At 65.4% G+C, this 18,104-nt stretch carries 19 protein-coding genes; 15 read left to right on the forward strand and 4 right to left on the reverse strand.

All coding sequences use genetic code 11. The features are described from left to right. Positions 1–59: 59 nt before the first annotated feature. Positions 60–779, reverse strand: coding sequence for a 7-cyano-7-deazaguanine synthase QueC (gene queC, locus KYT87_RS26840; RefSeq protein ID WP_219991288.1), 720 nt, complete (start codon positions 777–779; stop codon positions 60–62). Positions 780–943: 164 nt separating this feature from the next. On the opposite strand from queC, the gene ppc reads away from it, so the two are divergent. From ppc to KYT87_RS26860, 4 genes are all read left to right on the forward strand, one after another. Then, the gene (gene ppc / locus KYT87_RS26845; RefSeq protein WP_219991289.1) at positions 944–3,793 is read left to right on the forward strand and encodes a phosphoenolpyruvate carboxylase; all 2,850 of its coding nucleotides are present in this window, start codon (positions 944–946) and stop codon (positions 3,791–3,793) included. A gap of 233 nt (positions 3,794–4,026) precedes the next feature. Continuing rightward, positions 4,027–4,962 (forward strand): 3-hydroxyacyl-CoA dehydrogenase family protein, encoded by a 936-nt coding sequence (locus KYT87_RS26850; RefSeq protein WP_219991290.1) that lies wholly within the window; start codon positions 4,027–4,029, stop codon positions 4,960–4,962. 178 nt (positions 4,963–5,140) lie between these two features. Then, positions 5,141–6,481: a short-chain fatty acid transporter gene (locus tag KYT87_RS26855; protein WP_104141685.1), complete on the forward strand. Its 1,341-nt coding sequence runs from the start codon at positions 5,141–5,143 to the stop codon at positions 6,479–6,481. 38 nt (positions 6,482–6,519) lie between these two features. Continuing rightward, a complete protein-coding gene (locus KYT87_RS26860) occupies positions 6,520–7,248 on the forward strand; it encodes an SDR family NAD(P)-dependent oxidoreductase (protein WP_219991291.1) in 729 nt (242 codons plus the stop codon). A gap of 50 nt (positions 7,249–7,298) precedes the next feature. Here KYT87_RS26860 and KYT87_RS26865 read toward each other — a convergent pair whose 3' ends face one another. Then, the gene (locus KYT87_RS26865) at positions 7,299–8,081 is read right to left on the reverse strand and encodes an IclR family transcriptional regulator (protein ID WP_046803262.1); all 783 of its coding nucleotides are present in this window, start codon (positions 8,079–8,081) and stop codon (positions 7,299–7,301) included. Positions 8,082–8,275: 194 nt separating this feature from the next. On the opposite strand from KYT87_RS26865, the gene KYT87_RS26870 reads away from it, so the two are divergent. Genes KYT87_RS26870 through KYT87_RS26895 form a run of 6 tightly spaced genes read left to right on the forward strand, consistent with a single transcriptional unit; the run spans position 8,276 to position 12,084 of the window. After that, positions 8,276–8,965 (forward strand): 3-oxoacid CoA-transferase subunit A, encoded by a 690-nt coding sequence (locus tag KYT87_RS26870; RefSeq protein WP_046803261.1) that lies wholly within the window; start codon positions 8,276–8,278, stop codon positions 8,963–8,965. Further along, positions 8,962–9,606 carry a 3-oxoacid CoA-transferase subunit B gene (locus tag KYT87_RS26875; RefSeq protein ID WP_046803260.1) on the forward strand — a complete coding sequence of 215 codons (645 nt, stop codon included), beginning with the start codon at positions 8,962–8,964 and terminating at the stop codon, positions 9,604–9,606. Before KYT87_RS26870 ends, KYT87_RS26875 begins: the two co-directional genes overlap by 4 nt. A 15-nt stretch (positions 9,607–9,621) precedes the next feature. Beyond that, positions 9,622–9,897 carry a muconolactone Delta-isomerase gene (gene catC, locus KYT87_RS26880; protein WP_006227165.1) on the forward strand — a complete coding sequence of 92 codons (276 nt, stop codon included), beginning with the start codon at positions 9,622–9,624 and terminating at the stop codon, positions 9,895–9,897. Positions 9,898–9,909: 12 nt separating this feature from the next. Further along, complete coding sequence (locus KYT87_RS26885; RefSeq protein ID WP_006216052.1) at positions 9,910–10,206, forward strand: YciI family protein; 297 nt, start codon at positions 9,910–9,912, stop codon at positions 10,204–10,206. Between the two features lie 53 nt (positions 10,207–10,259). Continuing rightward, positions 10,260–11,039 carry a 3-oxoadipate enol-lactonase gene (gene pcaD / locus KYT87_RS26890; protein ID WP_046803259.1) on the forward strand — a complete coding sequence of 260 codons (780 nt, stop codon included), beginning with the start codon at positions 10,260–10,262 and terminating at the stop codon, positions 11,037–11,039. 4 nt (positions 11,040–11,043) lie between these two features. Continuing rightward, positions 11,044–12,084, forward strand: coding sequence for a cyclase family protein (locus KYT87_RS26895; protein WP_219991292.1), 1,041 nt, complete (start codon positions 11,044–11,046; stop codon positions 12,082–12,084). A gap of 86 nt (positions 12,085–12,170) precedes the next feature. On the opposite strand, the gene KYT87_RS26900 is transcribed toward KYT87_RS26895, so the two are convergent. Continuing rightward, complete coding sequence (locus tag KYT87_RS26900; protein ID WP_219991293.1) at positions 12,171–12,503, reverse strand: PsiF family protein; 333 nt, start codon at positions 12,501–12,503, stop codon at positions 12,171–12,173. A 353-nt stretch (positions 12,504–12,856) separates the two neighbouring features. Between KYT87_RS26900 and KYT87_RS26905 the strand changes: the two genes are divergently transcribed. The 4 genes from KYT87_RS26905 (at position 12,857) to KYT87_RS26920 (ending at position 15,470) form a co-directional block, all read left to right on the forward strand. After that, positions 12,857–13,195, forward strand: coding sequence for an FxLYD domain-containing protein (locus KYT87_RS26905; protein WP_046803256.1), 339 nt, complete (start codon positions 12,857–12,859; stop codon positions 13,193–13,195). A gap of 180 nt (positions 13,196–13,375) precedes the next feature. After that, positions 13,376–14,026: a carbonic anhydrase gene (locus KYT87_RS26910; protein WP_046803255.1), complete on the forward strand. Its 651-nt coding sequence runs from the start codon at positions 13,376–13,378 to the stop codon at positions 14,024–14,026. 71 nt (positions 14,027–14,097) lie between these two features. Beyond that, positions 14,098–14,706 carry a glutathione S-transferase gene (locus KYT87_RS26915; protein WP_046803254.1) on the forward strand — a complete coding sequence of 203 codons (609 nt, stop codon included), beginning with the start codon at positions 14,098–14,100 and terminating at the stop codon, positions 14,704–14,706. Between the two features lie 131 nt (positions 14,707–14,837). Beyond that, complete coding sequence (locus KYT87_RS26920) at positions 14,838–15,470, forward strand: hypothetical protein (RefSeq protein ID WP_219991294.1); 633 nt, start codon at positions 14,838–14,840, stop codon at positions 15,468–15,470. Positions 15,471–15,554: 84 nt separating this feature from the next. Here the strand turns inward: KYT87_RS26920 and KYT87_RS26925 are convergent, their stop codons facing one another. Beyond that, positions 15,555–16,892: a DUF3100 domain-containing protein gene (locus KYT87_RS26925; protein ID WP_046803252.1), complete on the reverse strand. Its 1,338-nt coding sequence runs from the start codon at positions 16,890–16,892 to the stop codon at positions 15,555–15,557. Between the two features lie 247 nt (positions 16,893–17,139). Between KYT87_RS26925 and KYT87_RS26930 the strand changes: the two genes are divergently transcribed. After that, positions 17,140–18,075 (forward strand): LysR family transcriptional regulator, encoded by a 936-nt coding sequence (locus KYT87_RS26930; RefSeq protein ID WP_104141679.1) that lies wholly within the window; start codon positions 17,140–17,142, stop codon positions 18,073–18,075. Positions 18,076–18,104 lie beyond the last annotated feature (29 nt).

An 18,104-nucleotide genomic window follows, 5' to 3' on the forward strand; every position in this document is an offset into this window, starting at 1 on the left:
CGGCGTGCACCGGCTACGCCTGCGCAACCCCAAGCCCGCATCCCCCCCGCCACTGGCCATCAGCCTTCCGCGGCCGAGGCCACCACCCACTTTTCCCAGCCGATCTTGCGCAGCTTGCACGCCGGGCATTCGCCGCAGCCGTAGCCCCAGTCGTGCCGCGCGCCGCGCTCGCCCAGATAGCAGGTATGGCTTTCTTCGACGATGGTTTCCACCAGGGCGTCGCCGCCCAACTGATAGGCCAGCGCCCAGGTTTCGGACTTGTCGATCCACATCAGCGGCGTCTCGATCGTCATCCGCGTGCCCAGCCCCAAGCCCAGCGCCACCTGCTGCGCCTTGATGGTGTCGTCGCGGCAATCGGGGTAGCCGGAAAAGTCCGTTTCGCACATGCCGCCCACCAGCACGTCCAGCTGGCGCCGATAGCCCAGCGCCGCCGCCAGCGTCAGGAACAGCAGGTTGCGCCCCGGCACGAAAGTGTTGGGCAGGCCGTTAGCCTGCATCTCGATGGCGCGGTCGCTGGTCATGGCGGTGTCGCCCACCTGGCCCAGCACCTTCAAGTCCAGCAAGTGGTCTTCGCCCAGGCGCGGCGCCCAATCCGGAAAGTGGGCGCGGATGTCGCGCAGCACATTCAAGCGCGCCGACAGTTCGATGTGATGGCGCTGACCGTAATCGAACGCCAACGTTTCCACATGGGCATAGCGGTCCAGCGCCCACGCCAGGCAAGTGGTGGAATCCTGGCCGCCCGAGAACAGCACGAGCGCGCGACGTTGATGATTTTGCATAAGGGGGCTTCTACAAAGACGAAGGGACATCCCGGACTTTAACCGAGGCAAAGCGCCGTTCCCGTAAGGAACGCTGCGTAAAATCAATCGGTCCGATTTTCCTGGTAGTGCCGCAACGCCCACGTCTTTCTTTTCTTCATTCAGCCTGACGGAACCCCCGCCCGATGAAAGCCAGCCGCCCGCAGTCCGAGTCCGCAGAACCCTTGCGCCACGATATCCGCCTGCTAGGCCGCTTTTTGGGCGCCGTGATCGCGGAATGCGAAGGCAAACGGGTGTTCGACACCATTGAAACGTTGCGCCGCACCGCCGTGAAATTCCGGCGCGAAGGCAACGAGGCGGACAGCAAGCTGCTGGAACAGCGCGTCAAGCGCTTGCAAGGCAATGACCCGAATTCCGTGGCGCGCGCCTTCAGCTATTTTCTGCATCTGGCCAACATTGCCGAAGACCGCGACCAGAACCGCCGCCAGCGCACCCGCGCCTTGGCCGGCGACACCGCGCCGCGTGGCAGCCTGCGTGATGCCGTGCAGACATTGGGCAGGCAAGGCGTGGGCGTGGCGCGCATCCGCCGGCTGCTGGCCGACGCCAGCGTGGTGCCGGTGCTGACCGCGCATCCGACCGAAGTGCAGCGCAAGAGTACGCTGGATGTGCACCGCGAAATTGCCCTGGCGCTGACCCAGCGCGACGGCGTGCTGACGCCCGACGAGCTGGCCGAGCTGGATGCCGCGCTGCTTGGCCGCGTGGCCACCTTGTGGCAGACGCGCATGCTGCGCTACACGCGCCTGACGGTGGCCGACGAGATCGAAAACGCCCTGTCGTACTACCGCAGCACCTTCCTGCAAGTCATCCCGCGCCTGTACGCAGACCTGTCCAAGCTGTTGAACCGCGAACCGACCAAGCCGTTTGCCGCGCCGCCCGTGCCGCTGGAACCGTTTCTGCGCATGGGCAGCTGGATCGGCGGCGATCGCGATGGCAACCCCAATGTGGACGCCGCCACGCTGGAACGCGCGCTGCTGCGCCAGGCCACGGTGCTGTTTGAACACTATCTGCAAGAGGTCCACGCGCTGGGCGCGGAACTGTCGATCACCACCCTGCTGATCTCCGCGGACCCGGAACTGCTGGCGCTGGCCGACAACAGCGGCGACGATTCCCCCCACCGCAGCGACGAGCCCTATCGCCGCGCGCTGGTTGGCGTCTATGCCCGACTGGCCGCCACGGCGCAAGCGTTGACGGGGCAGGACCTGGCGCGCCGCAGCACCGTGGCGGCGCCCGCGTATCAAGCACCGCGGGAACTGTCCGCCGACCTGGCCGTGATTGCCGCGTCGCTGGCCGCGCACCACGCCTCGCCCATCGCCAAGCTGCGCCTGTCGGGCCTGCAACAAGCGGTGGAGGTGTTCGGCTTTCACCTGGCCACGGTCGACCTGCGCCAAAGCTCCGACGTGCACGAACGCGCGCTGGCCGAACTGTTCGAGCGCGCCGGCACGCTGCATGAAGGCAAGCCGCTGGACTACCTGGCGCTGGACGAAGACGCCCGCGTGGCGCTGCTGCGCGCCGAACTGGCGCAGGCGCGCCCGCTGGCTTCGCCGTGGATCGCCTACAGCGAAGACACCACCCGCGAACTGGCCGTGCTGCGCGCCGCCGCCGCCGGCCGCGCGCGTTACGGCAAGCAGGCCGTGCGCCAGACCATCGTGTCGCACACCGAGACGCTGAGCGACCTGCTGGAAGTCATGGTGCTGCAAAAGGAAGCGGGCTTGATCGCCCCGGTCGGGCAGGACCTGGACCCCGACGACGGCCTGATGGTCGTGCCCTTGTTCGAAACGATTCCCGACTTGCAGCGCGGCGCCGACATCATGGCTGCCTGGCTGGACCTGCCCGAAGTGCGCCAGCGCGTAAAGCAGGCGCAGAACGGCGCGCAGGAAGTCATGCTGGGCTATTCCGACAGCAACAAGGACGGCGGCTTCCTGACGTCGAACTGGTCGCTGTACCAGGCTGAACGCGCGCTGGTGGACGTGTTTTCGTCGCGCCACGTGCGCCTGCGCCTGTTCCACGGCCGCGGCGGCTCGGTGGGACGCGGCGGCGGCTCCAGCTTTGACGCCATCCTGGCGCAGCCGCCCGGCACGGTCGCCGGGCAGATCCGCCTGACCGAGCAAGGCGAAGTCATCCAAAGCAAGTACAAGGACGCCGAGGTTGGCCGCTGGCACCTGGAACTGCTGGTGGCCGCCACGCTGGAATCCAGCCTGGCCCCGCGCGCCGAAGCCACCAGCGCGGAAGATGCGCACATGGCGCAGCACGGCCCGGCCATGTCGTTCATGTCTGACACCGCGCAGCGCACCTATCGCGGCCTGGTGTACGACACGCCGCGCTTTGCCGAGTATTTCTTTGCCGCCACGCCCATCAGTGAAATCGCCGGCCTGAACATCGGATCGCGTCCTGCCTCGCGCAAGAAGGGCCAGCGCATCGAAGACCTGCGCGCCATTCCGTGGGGCTTTTCGTGGGCGCAATGCCGCCTGATGCTGACCGGCTGGTACGGCATGGGCTCGGCCATCGAGGCCTATCTGGAAGTGGGCGCCGAAGGCGGCCCGCGTTCACGACGCGCGCGGCTGGCGCAACTGCGCGAGATGGCGCGCGACTGGCCCGCGTTCCGCACGCTGCTGTCCAACATGGAAATGGTGCTGGCCAAGTCCGACCTGGCCATCGCGGCGCGCTATGCGCAGCTGGTGCCGCAGCGCGGCCTGCGCGAGCGCGTCTTCGGGCTGATCAGCGCCGAACATGGCCGCACGCTGGCCATGCTGAAACTGCTGACCCAACGCGAGTTGCTGGCCGACAACCCCACGCTGCAAGATTCCCTGCGCGAACGTTTTGCGTATATCGACCCGCTGAACTACTTGCAGATCGACCTGATCCGGCGCCACCGCGCGGCGCAGAACAATCCCAAGGCGGAAATAGACGAACGCGTGCAGCGCGCCATCCACCTGACCATCAACGGCATCGCGGCGGGCCTGCGCAATTCCGGCTAGGCGGCAGCGTCCACCTGCCGAACACCGTTGAGGGGCCATTTGTCCACCCCGGGAGACTTTTAGTACTATCCCTGACAGAAATTCTATACACGCACAAATGTTCGTATATAGAACATAACGATTTTTCTGGCCGCGCCGCACAGAAAGGCACCCTGAGGACGAGACAGAAACCGCCTGGTTCCCCGCGTGCCCGCCTGCAACGCCCGGCTGCAAGCAGCCCCAAGCGAACTGTCATGGATACTCCCCTCAAGAATCTCGCCGTCATCGGCGCAGGCGCCATGGGCAGCGGCATTGCCGCCCTGTTCGCCTCGAAGGGACTGAACATCGTCCTGATCGACCCGATGCCCGGCGCGCTGGACCGTGCCCGCGCCGTCATCGACCGTCAGTTGAACGTCTACGCGCCCGACCAGGTGCAGGAATCCCTGGCGCGCATCCGCATGGATGCCGGCCTGGAGGCCGCGGCTGACGTCGAACTGGTGATCGAGGCCGTGCCGGAAAACCTGGGGCTCAAGCGTGGCATCTTCGCCAAGCTTGACGCGCTGTGCCCCCCGCACACGCTCTTTGCCACCAACACGTCGGGCCTGTCCATCAACGCCATCGCCAGCGCCGTCGCGCGCCGCGACCGCTTCGTGGGCGCGCACTTCTTCACGCCCGCCGACGTCATCCCGCTGGTGGAAGTCGTGCGCAACGACGACACGTCGGACGCCACCGTCGCGCAGGTCATGGCGACGCTGCGCTTTGCCGGCAAGCGGCCCGTGCTGGTGCGCCAGGACATCCCCGGCTTCATCGCCAACCGCATCCAGCATGCGCTGGCGCGCGAAGCCATCTCGCTCTTGGAAAAGGGCGTGGCCAGCGCCGAGGATATCGACGAAGTGGTCAAGTGGAGCCTGGGCATCCGGCTGGCCCTGTCCGGCCCGCTGGAACAGCGCGACATGAACGGCATCGACGTGCATTACGCGATTGCCAGCTACCTGTACAAAGATCTCGAAAACCGCACCGAGCCTTCCGACCTGCTGAAAAGCAAGGTCGACAGCGGCCAGATCGGCGCCAAGAGCGGCCAGGGTTTCTACACCTGGAGCCCCGAGCGCCGCGAACGCGTGCTGCGCGAGAAAAGCGCGGCGCTGGGCGAACTGGCGGCATGGTTGAACAGCAAGGCCGACGACTCCTGACGGCGTTTCTTTTTCGAATTCACAACAGATAAGGCGCGGGGCATTGCCCACCGCGCCATCGGGCCACGAGCCCCACCACACAAAGAAAACCAATCGTCGATCCCCGTTGCGCATCGCCACCCGATGGCGCGCGGGGCACGGCACTAAAGAACCCGCCTACGGAGTTGTTGGAGGCACCATGAATAAACTCGCTTCATTCTTTACCGAGCTGATGCGCAAGTATCTGCCGGATCCTTTTGTTTTCGCGATTGCACTGACCTTGCTGACCGTGCTGCTGGCCATGGGCATCGAAGGCCAGAGTATCGGCGACGTGACCCGCGCCTGGGGCAAGGGCTTCTGGAGCCTGCTGGCGTTCACGACGCAGATGGCCGTGATCCTGGCGATGGGCTACGTGCTGGCCACCGCGCCGCTGACCGACCGCCTGCTGAACCGCATCGTCAGCCACGTGCACAAGCCGCACACCGCCATCATCGTCGCCACGCTGGTTGGCGGCGTGGGCAGCTACCTGAACTGGGGCTTTGGCCTGGTCATCGGCGGCATCGTCGCCAAGAAGCTGGCGCTGAAGGTCAAGGGCGTGCACTACCCGCTGATCATCGCGGCCGCCTATAGCGGCTTCACGATGTACGGCCTGGGCCTGTCCGCCAGCATCCCGGTGCTGGTTGCCACCCCCGGCCACCCCACCGCCAAGCAGATGGGCACCATCCCGCTGTCGGAAACCATTTTCTCGGTGCCCATGCTGATCACCAGCCTGGTCATCATCATCACGCTGCCGCTGCTGAACGCGTGGCTGCACCCCAAGAAGGGCGAGAAGATCGTTGAAGTGGACCCGGGCATCGACCGCGACGCCAATGCCTCCAACGCCAGCGAAGACATGCTGGAAAAGGGCACCATCGCCTCGAAGCTGAACAACAGCCGCATCCTGAGCCTCTTGATCGGCGCGCTGGGCATTGCCTACGTCACGTTCCACTTCATGGACGGCGGCTCGCTGGACCTGAACCTGATCAACTTCATCATCCTGTTCCTGGGCATCATCCTGCTGGGCACGCCGGCCGCCTACGTGGCCAAGCTGACCGAAGGCATCAAGACGATCTCCGGGATCATCCTGCAATACCCGTTCTACGCCGGCATCATGGCCATCATGGCCGCGTCGGGCCTGGTGACGTCGATCTCGCAAGTGTTCGTGGATCTTGCCACGCCGGCCACGCTGCCGTTCTGGGGCCTGATCAGCTCGTTCTTCATCAACTTCTTTGCGCCGTCGGCCGGCGGCCACTGGGTCATCCAGGGTCCGTTCATGATCGACGCGGCCAAGGAAATCGGCAGCGCAATGAACCAGACGACCATGGCCGTCATGCTGGGCAACGCCTGGAACGACCTGGTGCAACCCTTCTGGATCCTGCCGGCGCTGGCCCTGTCCAAGCTGAAGCTGCGCGACGTGATGGGCTACACCGTCATCATGATGCTGTGGGTGGGCGTGATCCACATCACCGCCGTGCTGGCCTGGGGCTACGCCACGCACTGATCCCCACGCGCTTTCTTTGAACAAGACTGGAAACCGATATGAGCAAACCGACTGCGTATCTCGTCACCGGCGGCAGCGCCGGCATAGGCGCCGCCATCATCCGCATGCTGCTGGATGCGGGCCACAAGGTGGTCAACATCGACTACCGACTGCCCGAGAATCCGCCGGCCGGGCTGGTCTCGTATCAGGCCGATCTGACCGATGAAGCGCGCACCAAGGAAGTGGCCGCCGAAGTCACCGCCGCCTACAGCATCGTGGGCCTGGTGAACAACGCCGGCGCAACGCGCCCGGGCACGGCCGACACGGCCACCCTGGCTGATCTGGACTATGTGGTGAACCTGCATCTGCGCACCGCGCTGATCCTGGTGCAGGCCGCGTTGCCCGCCATGCGCGAAGCCGGCTTTGGCCGCATCGTGAACATGTCGTCGCGCGCGGCGCTGGGCAAGCCGGATCGCGTGGTCTATTCGGCCACCAAGGCCGGGCTGGTGGGCCTGACGCGCACGCTGGCCATGGAGCTGGGCGGCGACGGCATCACGGTCAACGCCATCGGCCCCGGCCCGATCGCCACCGACCTGTTCACCAAGAGCAACCCGGCGGGCGCTCCGCAAACCGAGCGCATCATCAACAGCATCGTCGTCAAGCGCCTGGGCACGCCGGAAGATGTGGCGCGCGCCGCCATGTTCTTCCTGTCGCCCGACAACGGCTTCGTGACGGGCCAGATGCTGTATGTGTGCGGCGGCACGACGCTGGGCGTCGCGCCCATCTGAGCCCGCTCGCCATGCCGAACCGCCCCGACCTTCGTGCCTGCCCGCCGCGCCTAGCGGCGCAGCAGCGCGTGGTTGATCTGGTCGGCGGCGTGGCGCAAGGGCGGCAAAAACGCGTCCAGCATGGCCTCGCGCGTGAAGCGGTTGGACTGCCCGCTGACGTTCATCGCGGCGATCACGCGGCCGCTGCGGTCAACGATGGGCACGGCCACCGATTGCAGGCCGGGTTCAAGTTCCTGCGCCACGCACGCGTAGCCATCGGCGCGCACGCCGGCCAGCAGGCGCTTGAGTTCGGCAACGTCGGTAACGGTTTGCGGGGTGTAGGCCTGGATCTGGCTCATGGCCAGCACCCGGTCCAGTTCCGCGTCCGACAGGCCGGCGAGCAGCACGCGGCCCATCGACGTCACCCATGCGGGCAGGCGGCTGCCCACGGCCAGGTTGATGGTCATCACCTTGTGCGTGGACAGGCGCAGGATGTACACGATGTCGGCGCCTTCCAGCACCGACACCGAGCACGATTCGCGCGTCTGCTCGGCCACTTCTTCCATGTACGGCAAGGCCAGGTTCCACAGCGGCGTGCCGGACAGGTAGGCGTAGCCCAGCTCCAGGATGCGCGGGGTCAGTTCGAACTTGCGGTCGGTGACGGTGACGTAGCCCAGGTGTTCCAGCGTCAGCAGGATGCGGCGCGCGCCGGCGCGGGTCAGCCCCGTCACGGCGGCCACTTCGGACAGCGTCATCTGCGAACGGCCCGGGCCGAACGCCCGGATCACCGACAGGCCGCGCGCGAAGGATTGCACGTAGCTGTCGCTGGGCTGCTGGGGGTCTTGCTCGGCCATCCGGTAGGTCCCAAGAGTAAAAAGCTCGCCGCTGGCGAGCCGTTCGTTGCCATTGCGGGCAACGCCAAACGATGGAGGATCGTCATGCGTCGGGTTGCCTTGACGCTGTGCGGTCCCCATGAAACGATGTTCTTCAGAAGAACGAAAGTTCTAGTGAAGAACAAATTATGACACGCCACCTATGAGCGAACATCATGATCTCTAAGCTTGTTGCAAGCGCGGCGGCCGCCCTGGCGGACGTACCCGACGGCGCCACCGTCATGATCGGCGGCTTCGGCACTGCCGGCCAGCCCATGGAATTGATCGACGCCCTGCTCGAACAGGGCGCCAAAGACCTGGTCATCATCAACAACAACGCCGGTAACGGCACCACCGGCCTTGCCGCCCTCTTGGGCGCGAACCGCGTGCGCAAGATCATCTGCTCGTTCCCGCGCCAGGTCGATTCGCAGATTTTCGACGGCCTGTACCGCAGCGGCAAGATCGAACTGGAACTGGTGCCCCAGGGCAACCTGGCCGAGCGCATCCGCGCCGCCGGCGCCGGCATCGGCGCGTTCTTCTCGCCCACCGGCTACGGCACCCCGCTGGCCGACGGCAAGGAAGTGCGCGAGATCAACGGCCGCCACTACGTGCTGGAATATCCGCTGCACGCCGACTACGCCCTGATCAAGGCCGAACGCGGTGACCGCTGGGGCAACCTGGTCTACCGCAAGACCGCCCGCAACTTCGGCCCCATCATGGCAAGCGCCGCGCGCGTGGCCGTGGCGCAGGTGCGCGAAGTGGTTGAACTGGGCACGCTGGACCCCGAAACCGTCGTCACCCCCGGCATCTTCGTGCAGCGCGTCGTGCAGATCGACGCCGCCCCGGCCGCCAAGGAGCAGCAATGAGCACCAAACTGACCCGCGACCAGATCGCCGCCCGCGTCGCGCAGGACATCCCCGAAGGCGCCTACGTCAACCTGGGCATCGGCTTGCCCACGCTGGTGGCCAACCACCTGCCGGCTGACCGCGAAGTCATCCTGCATACCGAAAACGGCATGCTGGGCATGGGCCCCGCGCCCGCCAAGGGCCAGGAAGACTACGACCTGATCAACGCCGGCAAGCAGCCCGTGACCGAACTGCCCGGCTGCTCGTTCTTCCATCACGCCGACTCGTTCGCGATGATGCGCGGCGGCCACCTGGACATCTGCGTGCTGGGCGCCTTCCAGGTGTCGCAGCACGGCGACCTGGCCAACTGGCACACCGGCGCGCCCGACGCCATCCCCGCCGTGGGCGGCGCGATGGACCTGGCCATCGGCGCCAAAGACGTCTTCGTGATGATGGAACTGCAAACGCGCGAAGGCCAAAGCAAGCTGGTCGAGGCGTGCACGTATCCGCTGACGGGCGTGCGCTGCGTGTCGCGCGTGTACACGGACGTGGCGGTGTTCGACATCCGCGCCGACGGCGTCACCGTGACCGACATGTTCGGCGATGTCACCGCTGACGAGCTGCTGGCATTGACCGGCCTGCCGTTGAAGTTTTCCCGCTAATCAGGAGCCCCCATCATGCTGTTCATGGTTCAAATGCAAGTCAATCTTCCCGTCGACATGCCGGCCGAACGCGCCGACAAGCTCAAGGCGGACGAAAAGGCCCTGGCCCAACAACTGCAACGCGACGGCAAGTGGAAAGAGCTGTGGCGCGTGGTGGGCCGCTACGCCAACGTGAGCATTTTCGACGTCGAAAGCAATGACGAGCTGCACACGCTGCTGGCGTCGCTGCCGCTGTTTCCGTACATGGACATCAACGTCACGGCGCTGGCGCGCCATCCCTCGGCGATCTGACAGGAGCACTTCATGCCCTACATCATCGAAACGTTCGACAAGCCCAACCACCAGGAAGTGCGCCAGCAACATCGCGCGGCGCACCTGGAATACCTGGACGCCAACAAGCAGCTGCTGCTGGCGTGCGGCGCCAAGCTGCAAGACGACGGCAAGGACGCCGGCGGCGGCCTGTACATCGTTGACCTGGACACGCGCGAAGCCGCGCAACAGTTCATCGACGCCGACCCGTTTTCGCAAGCCAATCTATTCGACCGCGTGACCATCACGCGCTGGCGCAAAGCCTACGTCGACGGCACCTGCCACCTGTAATCCTGTCGCGGCCGCCTTTTGCGCGGCCGCGTTTTCATCCGAGGACTTCCCACATGGCTTACGCCGATCTCAGCCAGGCCCGGCTGTTCTACGTCATCGATGGCCCCGCCGACGCGCCGGTGCTTGTGCTTTCCAATTCGTTGGGCACCTGCTCCGACATGTGGGCGCGCCAGATTCCCGAACTGACCCAGCATTTCCGCGTGCTGCGCTACGACACGCGCGGCCATGGCAAGTCGTCGGTACCCGATGGCGAATACACCTTTGCAGAGCTTGCCGGCGACGTTGCCGAACTGCTGGCGCACCTGAACATCAAGCGCGCGCACTTCTGCGGCCTGTCGATGGGCGGCCCCACCGGCATCGCGCTGGCGCTGGCCCACCCGGAACGGATCGGCAAGCTGATCCTGTGCAACACCGCCGCCCGCATCGGATCGGCGGAAGGCTGGAGCACGCGCATCGCCGCCGTGGCCGAGCAGACGCTGGAAAAAATGGCGCCTACGCTGGTCGAACGCTGGTTGACCGATGGCTACCGCGCCGCCGAACCGGGCCTGACGCAAGTGCTGATCGACATGCTGCGCCGCACGCCGGACGCCGGCTATTCGGCCAACTGCGCCGCGCTGCGCGACGCCGACTACCGCGATCAAGTCTCGGCCATTACCGCGCCCACGCTGGTTATCAGCAGCTCGCACGATATGGCCGCCACACCCGTGCAAGGCCGGGAACTGGCCGCCGCCATCGCCGGCGCGCGCTATGTCGAATTGAACACCTCCCATATTTCGAACTGGGAGCAACCGGAAGCCTTCACCCGCGCGGTCGTCGACTTCCTGACGGAGTAACCGCATGCAGCGCTGGAAACATCGGCCCGAAGGCTCCAACTGGGGCGACTTCGGACCCGACGACCAACTGGGCCGTTTGAATCTCATTACCGAAGAACAAGTGCTGAAGGGCGCGCGCGAGATCCGCGCGGGCAAGACGTTCTGCCTGTCGTTGCCGCTGGACCTGCCCGGCGGCAACGTGCTGAACCCGCGCCGCCACCCGCCGCAACTGAGCCCGACGCGGCTGGCCGACACGCCGTACCTGAACTTTCCGCTGCGTAACGTCAACCCGGATGCGGTGGACGTGCTTAGCGACGACCAGGTGCTGCTGTCGATGCAATATTCCACGCAGTGGGACGCGCTGGCGCACGTGGGCGCGCTGTTTGACGCCGATGGCGACGGCACGCCGGAACTGCGCTATTACAACGGCTTTCAGGCGGGCGTGGACGTGGTCGGCCCGGCCGATAGCGAACATACCGGCTGCGCTTGCTCAACCGGCGGCCCGTCCGCCGCGTTGAAGCTGGGCGTGGAAAACCTGGCGCAAAAAGGCATGCAGGGGCGCGGCGTGCTGGTGGACCTGTTCCGACACTACGGCTCGGGCCGCACGCTGATCGGCCATGCCGAACTGACGCATGTGCTGAACACGGATGGCATCACGGTTGAACGCGGCGACATGCTGGTGCTGCGCACCGGTTACGCCGAGGCGGTCGTGGCCATGAACGGCACGCCGGACCCGCAAGTGCTGCACACCTACGGCGCCGCCCTGGACGGCACCGACACGGCCTTGCTGCAATGGATCACGGACAGCGGCATCGCCGCGATCTGCGCCGACAACTACGCGGTTGAGGCCTATCCCGCGCGGGAAAAGACCGGCCCGCGCGCCATGCTGCCGCTGCACCACCACTGCCTGTTCAAGCTAGGCCTGCCCTTGGCGGAGCTTTGGTATTTGAAAGACCTGGCGGACTTTCTCCATGCCAACGGCCGCCATCACTTCATGCTGACCGCCCCGCCGCTGCGCCTGCCGCATGCGATCGGGTCGCCGGTCACGCCGATTGCGACGGTGTAAGTCCACGGCAATCGGCGCGGCCAACGGCCACGCAAAAAAAAGCGCCAGACGAGAGCCTGGCGCTTTTTTTATTCGTGCAAGCGTTTTCAACCCTTCAGGCAGGTGCTCATGAAGGTTTTACGCGCATCGCCCGTCAGCTTCTGATTGCCGGCCTTGGCGTTGCAGTCCTTCATTTTTTGTTGCTGCGGCGTCAGCTTCTTTTCGGCCCCGGGGGCTTCGCCCTTCAGGCAACTGCTCATGTAGGCCTTGCGGTCATCGCCCGTTTTACCGGTGGCGGACTTGTTGCAGTCGGCCATGCGTTGCTGTTGCGGCGTGGGCGTCTTGGCGGGCGCGGGCGCGGCGGGGGTCTGGGCGTAGGCCCCGAAAAAACATGCGGACAACACGATGGCCGAGGCCAACTGGCTAGTACGGGAAAGCATGAGTTTCTCCCTTGCGTTAGGCGCCCGTTTGCGTGGATGCGCGCACCCGGACGAGCGGCCGGCCACGTGCCGGCCCCGCCATCATCGAACAAACGGCCACACACGGCAAGCATCGAAAAGTTAGGAAAAGACAAGGCCGGAAGATCTCAATTTTGAGACATTCCGACGCATCCTTGTCAGTAAGCGACGAATATCGGAACAACCCACGCAACCTGTTACCGATTCATCCTTTTGACCCGTTGTGCCTGGCCTGGGAATGGAGTGAGATAGCCCTGTCCGCTAGAAGCGCGGACGGCGCAAACGGCAGCGCGGACAGTCAAGCGCCCCCTACGCCGGCACACCAGGAGACCGCCATGAAACTTGCCCATGCCTTTGTTCTTTTGCTTGCCGGCCTGTCCGGCGCCGCGGGCGCGCAAAGCCTGACGTACGGCGTCACGCTGGGCAACGTGCAGGCGGTGCGCGACACCAATATGAACATGTCCACCATCACGGGTTCGCTGGCCAACCTGTCGGGCCGGCCGGTGTCCAGCGCGGTGCTGACGTATGTGCTGTACGACGCGCAAGGCCGCGAGGTGGGCCGGGTGAATGACGACGTGATCGGCCCGATTCCCCCGGGGCAGATCCGCCTGGTCAAAGCGATGACGCCGCTGAAATTCACCAAGGTCACGGTGCTGGACGTGCGGGCGCAATAGCCGATGACGGAGACGGCGCCAAAAAACCCTGATTGAATCAGGGTTTAGACAGGGGGTTGTAGGGACAAATATGGGAAAATTCCGCTTGTCGACTCGATAACAGGGGCTTCCAAACGAAGCCCCTTATTGCGTCTGTCGGCGTGCCAGCAAGCCTGGCCCTGTTTCTAGGAAGCGACCATCATGTTCCCCAAAAGACTCACCGAAGGCTATCAATCGTTCCTGGACGGCCGTTTCCACTCGGAAAGCAGCCGTTATCAGAAGCTGGCTGAACTCGGGCAAAGCCCGGAAATTCTTCTTATTGGCTGCTGCGATTCCCGCGTGTCGCCCGAAGTGATCTTTGACGCCGGCCCCGGCGAGATGTTCGTCGTGCGCAACGTGGCCAACCTGGTTCCGCCCTGTGAGCCGGATTCGGAATCGTCCTATCACGGCACCAGCGCCGCGATCGAATTCGCGGTCAACGGCCTGAACGTCAAGCACATCGTCGTGCTGGGCCACGCGTCCTGCGGCGGCATCCGTTCATTCTTCGACGACGCCAAGCCGTTGTCCAAGGGTGACTTCATCGGCAAGTGGATGTCGCAGATCGAACCCGTGGCCGAACGCCTGGGCCCGGGCAGCGGCGACCGCCAGACCAAGCTCAAGCGCCTGGAACTGGCCGTGGTCGAACACAGCCTGAACAACCTGATGACGTTCCCGTCGATTCGCCGCCGTGTTGAAAAGGGCGAGCTGGAGCTGCACGGCACGTACTTCGGCGTGGCCACTGGCGTGCTGTTCCTGCGCGATCCGGAAACCGGCGAATTCAATCCCTGCCTGGAAACCGGCATCACCGAATAAGCCTCATATCCGGTACGCTTGCGGCTGCTTTTCGCTTTCTTCAAAGACGTTACGCAACCCCAAGGACCGATATGAAATTGTTCTTCTCGCCGGCTTCGCCTTTCGTGCGCAAATGCATGGTCATTGCGCACGAACTGGCCCTGACCGACCGCATCGAGAAACTGCCCAGCGCCGCCGGCCCCGTCGCCCGCGACAAAAGCATCATCCCCAGCAACCCGCTGGGCAAGGTGCCCACCTTGATTACGGACGACGGCCAGGTGCTGTACGACAGCCGCGTCATCTGTGAATTCCTGAACGACCTGGGCGGCGGCACGCTGTTCCCCGCGAACGGCCCCGCGCGCTGGCAGGCGCTGGCCGACCAGGCCTTGGGCGATGGCGTCATGGACGCCGCGTTGCTGGCGCGCTATGAAGTGGCGCTGCGCCCCGAAGCCCTGCGCTGGACCGACTGGGTCGACGGCCAACTGAGCAAGGCGCACGACGCCCTGGCTCAGCTGGAAAAAGACGTGGTCCGCCTGGACGGCCGCATGGACATCGGCACGATTGCCATCGGCTGCGCCCTGGGCTATCTGGACTTCCGCTTCGGCGATTACGACTGGCGCGCCACGCACCCCGGCGTTGCCGCCTGGTTCAAGACCTTTAACGCACGCCCCTCCATGCAGGCGACCCTGCCGCCCGTCTGACGCGGTTACGCCTTGACTCCTAGTGCGACGGGCTGACACGACGCCGCGCCCGCAACGCGGTAAATTTTCCCCATGTCAGCCCCCGGCAGACCCGACGATTCGGGTCTTGTCGACTTGCACAGGGAGCAACCATGAACGTCTCTGCGATCTCGCCCATTACCCGTGTTGCCGCGCCCTATCCGGCGCGCGTGCCGCTGGTGGACGACACCCGACCCACGTTTGAAGCCGAGCGCCTGGCGCGGGAAGCCGCCGTGCGGGAGGCTGCCCTGCGCGAAGCCCAGCGCAGCAAGCAGGCCCAGGCCGCCTGGGAAGCGCAACGCCTTGCTCGCGCGCGCAAGGCCTCCGAGGCTGCGCGAACCCGACCGGCCGCCAATACCCGTACCGACACCACTGCCGACACCACTGCCCACACCGGCCTGCGCGCCGAGGCGCTGGCGCCGTTGGCCGCCGACGTACTCAACCCCGATATCCTGCGCGATCAATTCGCCGATGCGCGCTTGCGCCGCGCGCTGGACGCCTATGCGGCGCAATCGGATCCGGTCGCCCAGCGCGCGGGCAACGCGAACGATCTGGGCACCATCGAAGGGCTGACGCCGTTGCAGCCGTATCGCGTTGCGATGGCCAACCCGCAAGTGGAATTGCAGGCAGCCGTGGCCGTGAAGGCCGCCGCCGTCGCCGTGCCGGCGGTCGTCAACATCGGGCCGACGGAAAACGTCACGGACAACGCGCGCTATCGCTCGGGCGCTGCCGCACGCCTGGCCTGAAACGAAAAAGCCGCCTGACAACGCCAGGCGGCTTTTTCATTCGCGTTCAGCGCGGCGCCATCGGCGCCGCCCCGCGCGGATCGATCAGTGGAAGAATTCCGCGATCATCGTGGCGCCCATGAAGGTGCCGGCGTTGGCGGCCAGGGACACCACCACGATCTTCCAGCCCAGCTTGCGAAACGCCGGCAGGTCTTTCAGGATCGACAGGCCGGCCATGGCCAGGATCACGGTGGTGAACGGCAGGAAATTCACCTTGCCGACCAGCGCGATGATCTGGTCCGAGTACGGCAGCACGCCCGGGCACCCGGCCGTCATGGCGATCAGCGACAGCACGAACACGGCCGGCAGCTTGGGCACGACGCGCAGGATCAAGTCGGTCAGCACCACCAGCAGGATGATGATGCCCATGCCCGGCAAGGCGTCCATGAACGGCACGTTGTAGCCCAGGCGGTTGCCCACCAGCGCGAACAGGCCGCAGATGACATAGGCGGTCAGGCGGTCGCCAAAACCCATCTTGGCGTTATGTGCCGGCACGTCTTCCGACACGCTGTCGTCCACAACCGATTCAGAGGCCTTGCCGCGCGACCAGCGGCCCAGCACCGGCTCCAGCTTGCCGTACAGGAAGATCGTGGTCGGCAGCGAGATGAACAGCGTGAAGTACACGCCAACCACGGTCGTCAGCAAGTTGGCGGCGGCGGCCAGCGCGGCCACCTGATGCGCCATTTCAGGCGTCTGCTGCGAGGCGATGGCGCCCACGCCCGCGGCCATCATGCTGCCGGAGCCCACGCCGGCGCCCATGGCGAGCGAGCGCGGATCAAAAATGTTCAGGCTGGTGATGAAGCCGGCCATCAGGGCGACGAACAGCGCGCCGATCACCGTGCCGGTGATGTACTCGGCCATCACGCCACGGCCTTCGGGCGAATTCATGCCGTAGCGTTCACCGATGATGGCCAGGCTGGGCTCGCGGCCCACCGAGAACGTGGCGCCGATGGCTTCGCGCTTGATGCCCAGCAGCAACGCCAGCGGCAGGCCGATGGCCATGGTGCCGAAGAAGTGGCCGAATTCCTGGAACACCAGCGCCCAGCCGGCTTCGCGCACCTGCGGCAACGCGCCGCCCACCATCAGGCCCAGCTTGGCCAGGAAGGGCAGCAAGGCGTATTGCAGATAGCCGCTGATGCGGGTCTGCATGGCCTTGTCGATGCCGGCGCCCACGGGCAGCCGCTGGCCGAAAGCCGCCACGATGGCGCCGATGAAGATGGCCCAAAGCATCGGTTGCAGAACGATCTTGCCCGGACCCACCGAAAACGTGACGCTGCCGATCGCTTCGGAAATACCCACCACCAACAAAATGGCGGCAAGCATTCGAACGCGGGCGGATAGCGACATGGAAGGCGCGGCCAGACTGGCGCTGGCGAGAGACATCGATTTCCCCTGATGAACGTGAGTAGATTTTGTGCGCGTGCCGGGCAAACGCAGCGCTGCGGCAGCAGGCAGAATTTTCGCCGGGGGTCTTTCAGGCAACCATGACACCGCCCGCGCATAAACGTTGCGTAAAATGCAACGCACGGCCTTTTCCTGGGAAAATTTTGCACGGCATCGCTTTCGATACGGGTAAACCCTTAACCGGGACTGTGTATCTGCCGCCGCATCCGCCCGCCTGGAACCCGCCATGGACGAAAAACTCGACGCCCGCCGCACTCACTATTTCATGCAGGTCATGAGCCGGGGCTCGGTGCGTGGCGCCGCCGAAGTGCTGGACATGGACCCGTCCGCCGTCAGCCGCGCCATCGCCGCGCTGGAACGCGACTGCGGCATGGCGCTGTTTGAACGGCGCGGACGCGGCGTGGTGCCCACCGACGCCGGCCACATCCTGGCCCGCTATGTGAAGCGGCAGCAGAACATCCAGGAAAGCTTCTTCTCTGAAATCGACAGCCTGCGCAAAGCCGAGCGCGGCCATATCGACCTGGTGCTGGGCGAAGGCTTCGTCGAACTGATGTTCGACCGCGTGCTGCCCGGGTACTGGCGCAGCCACCCGGAAGTCACGCTGGACATCGATGTCGCGCGCACGTCCGAGATCGTGCAGCGCATTGTGGACGACCGCGCCTATATAGGATTGGTGTTCCAGCCGCCCAACGACGCGCGGCTGCGCACGCATTATTCGCGGCCCGAACCCATCCGCGCCATCGTCCGGCAGGACCATCCGCTGACCCGGCTGGGCCGCCCCCTGCTGCTGACCGATCTGGCGGATCACCCCGGCGCGTCGATGCAGGAAGGGTTTGGGGTGCGGCAACACATTCAGGCGGCCGAGATCAGTGAACAGGTGCGCTTGCGCAACGTGCTGACGACGTCGTCGTTCAAGGCGCTGTGGCAGTTCGCGGCGGCGGGCATCGGCTACGCGCTGACGCCGCCCATCGCCGTCACGGCCGACATGCGCGCCCAACGCCTGGCCAGCCTGCCACTGGCCAACCCCATCCTGAACCAGGGCAGCCTGCACGTGCTGAGCCGCGCCGGCCGCCACATTTCGCCCGCTGCGCGCGAATTGCTGGAACACATCGTGCGCGGCATCGGCACCCCGGCGCCGCCGCCAACTGATACGGTCGCCTGACGCGAATCTGCCTCTGTTTGGCGCGCCCG

It is taken from the genome of Achromobacter sp. ES-001 (genome assembly GCF_019448355.1).
Taxonomy (GTDB): Bacteria; Pseudomonadota; Gammaproteobacteria; order Burkholderiales; family Burkholderiaceae_B; genus Achromobacter; species Achromobacter spanius_B.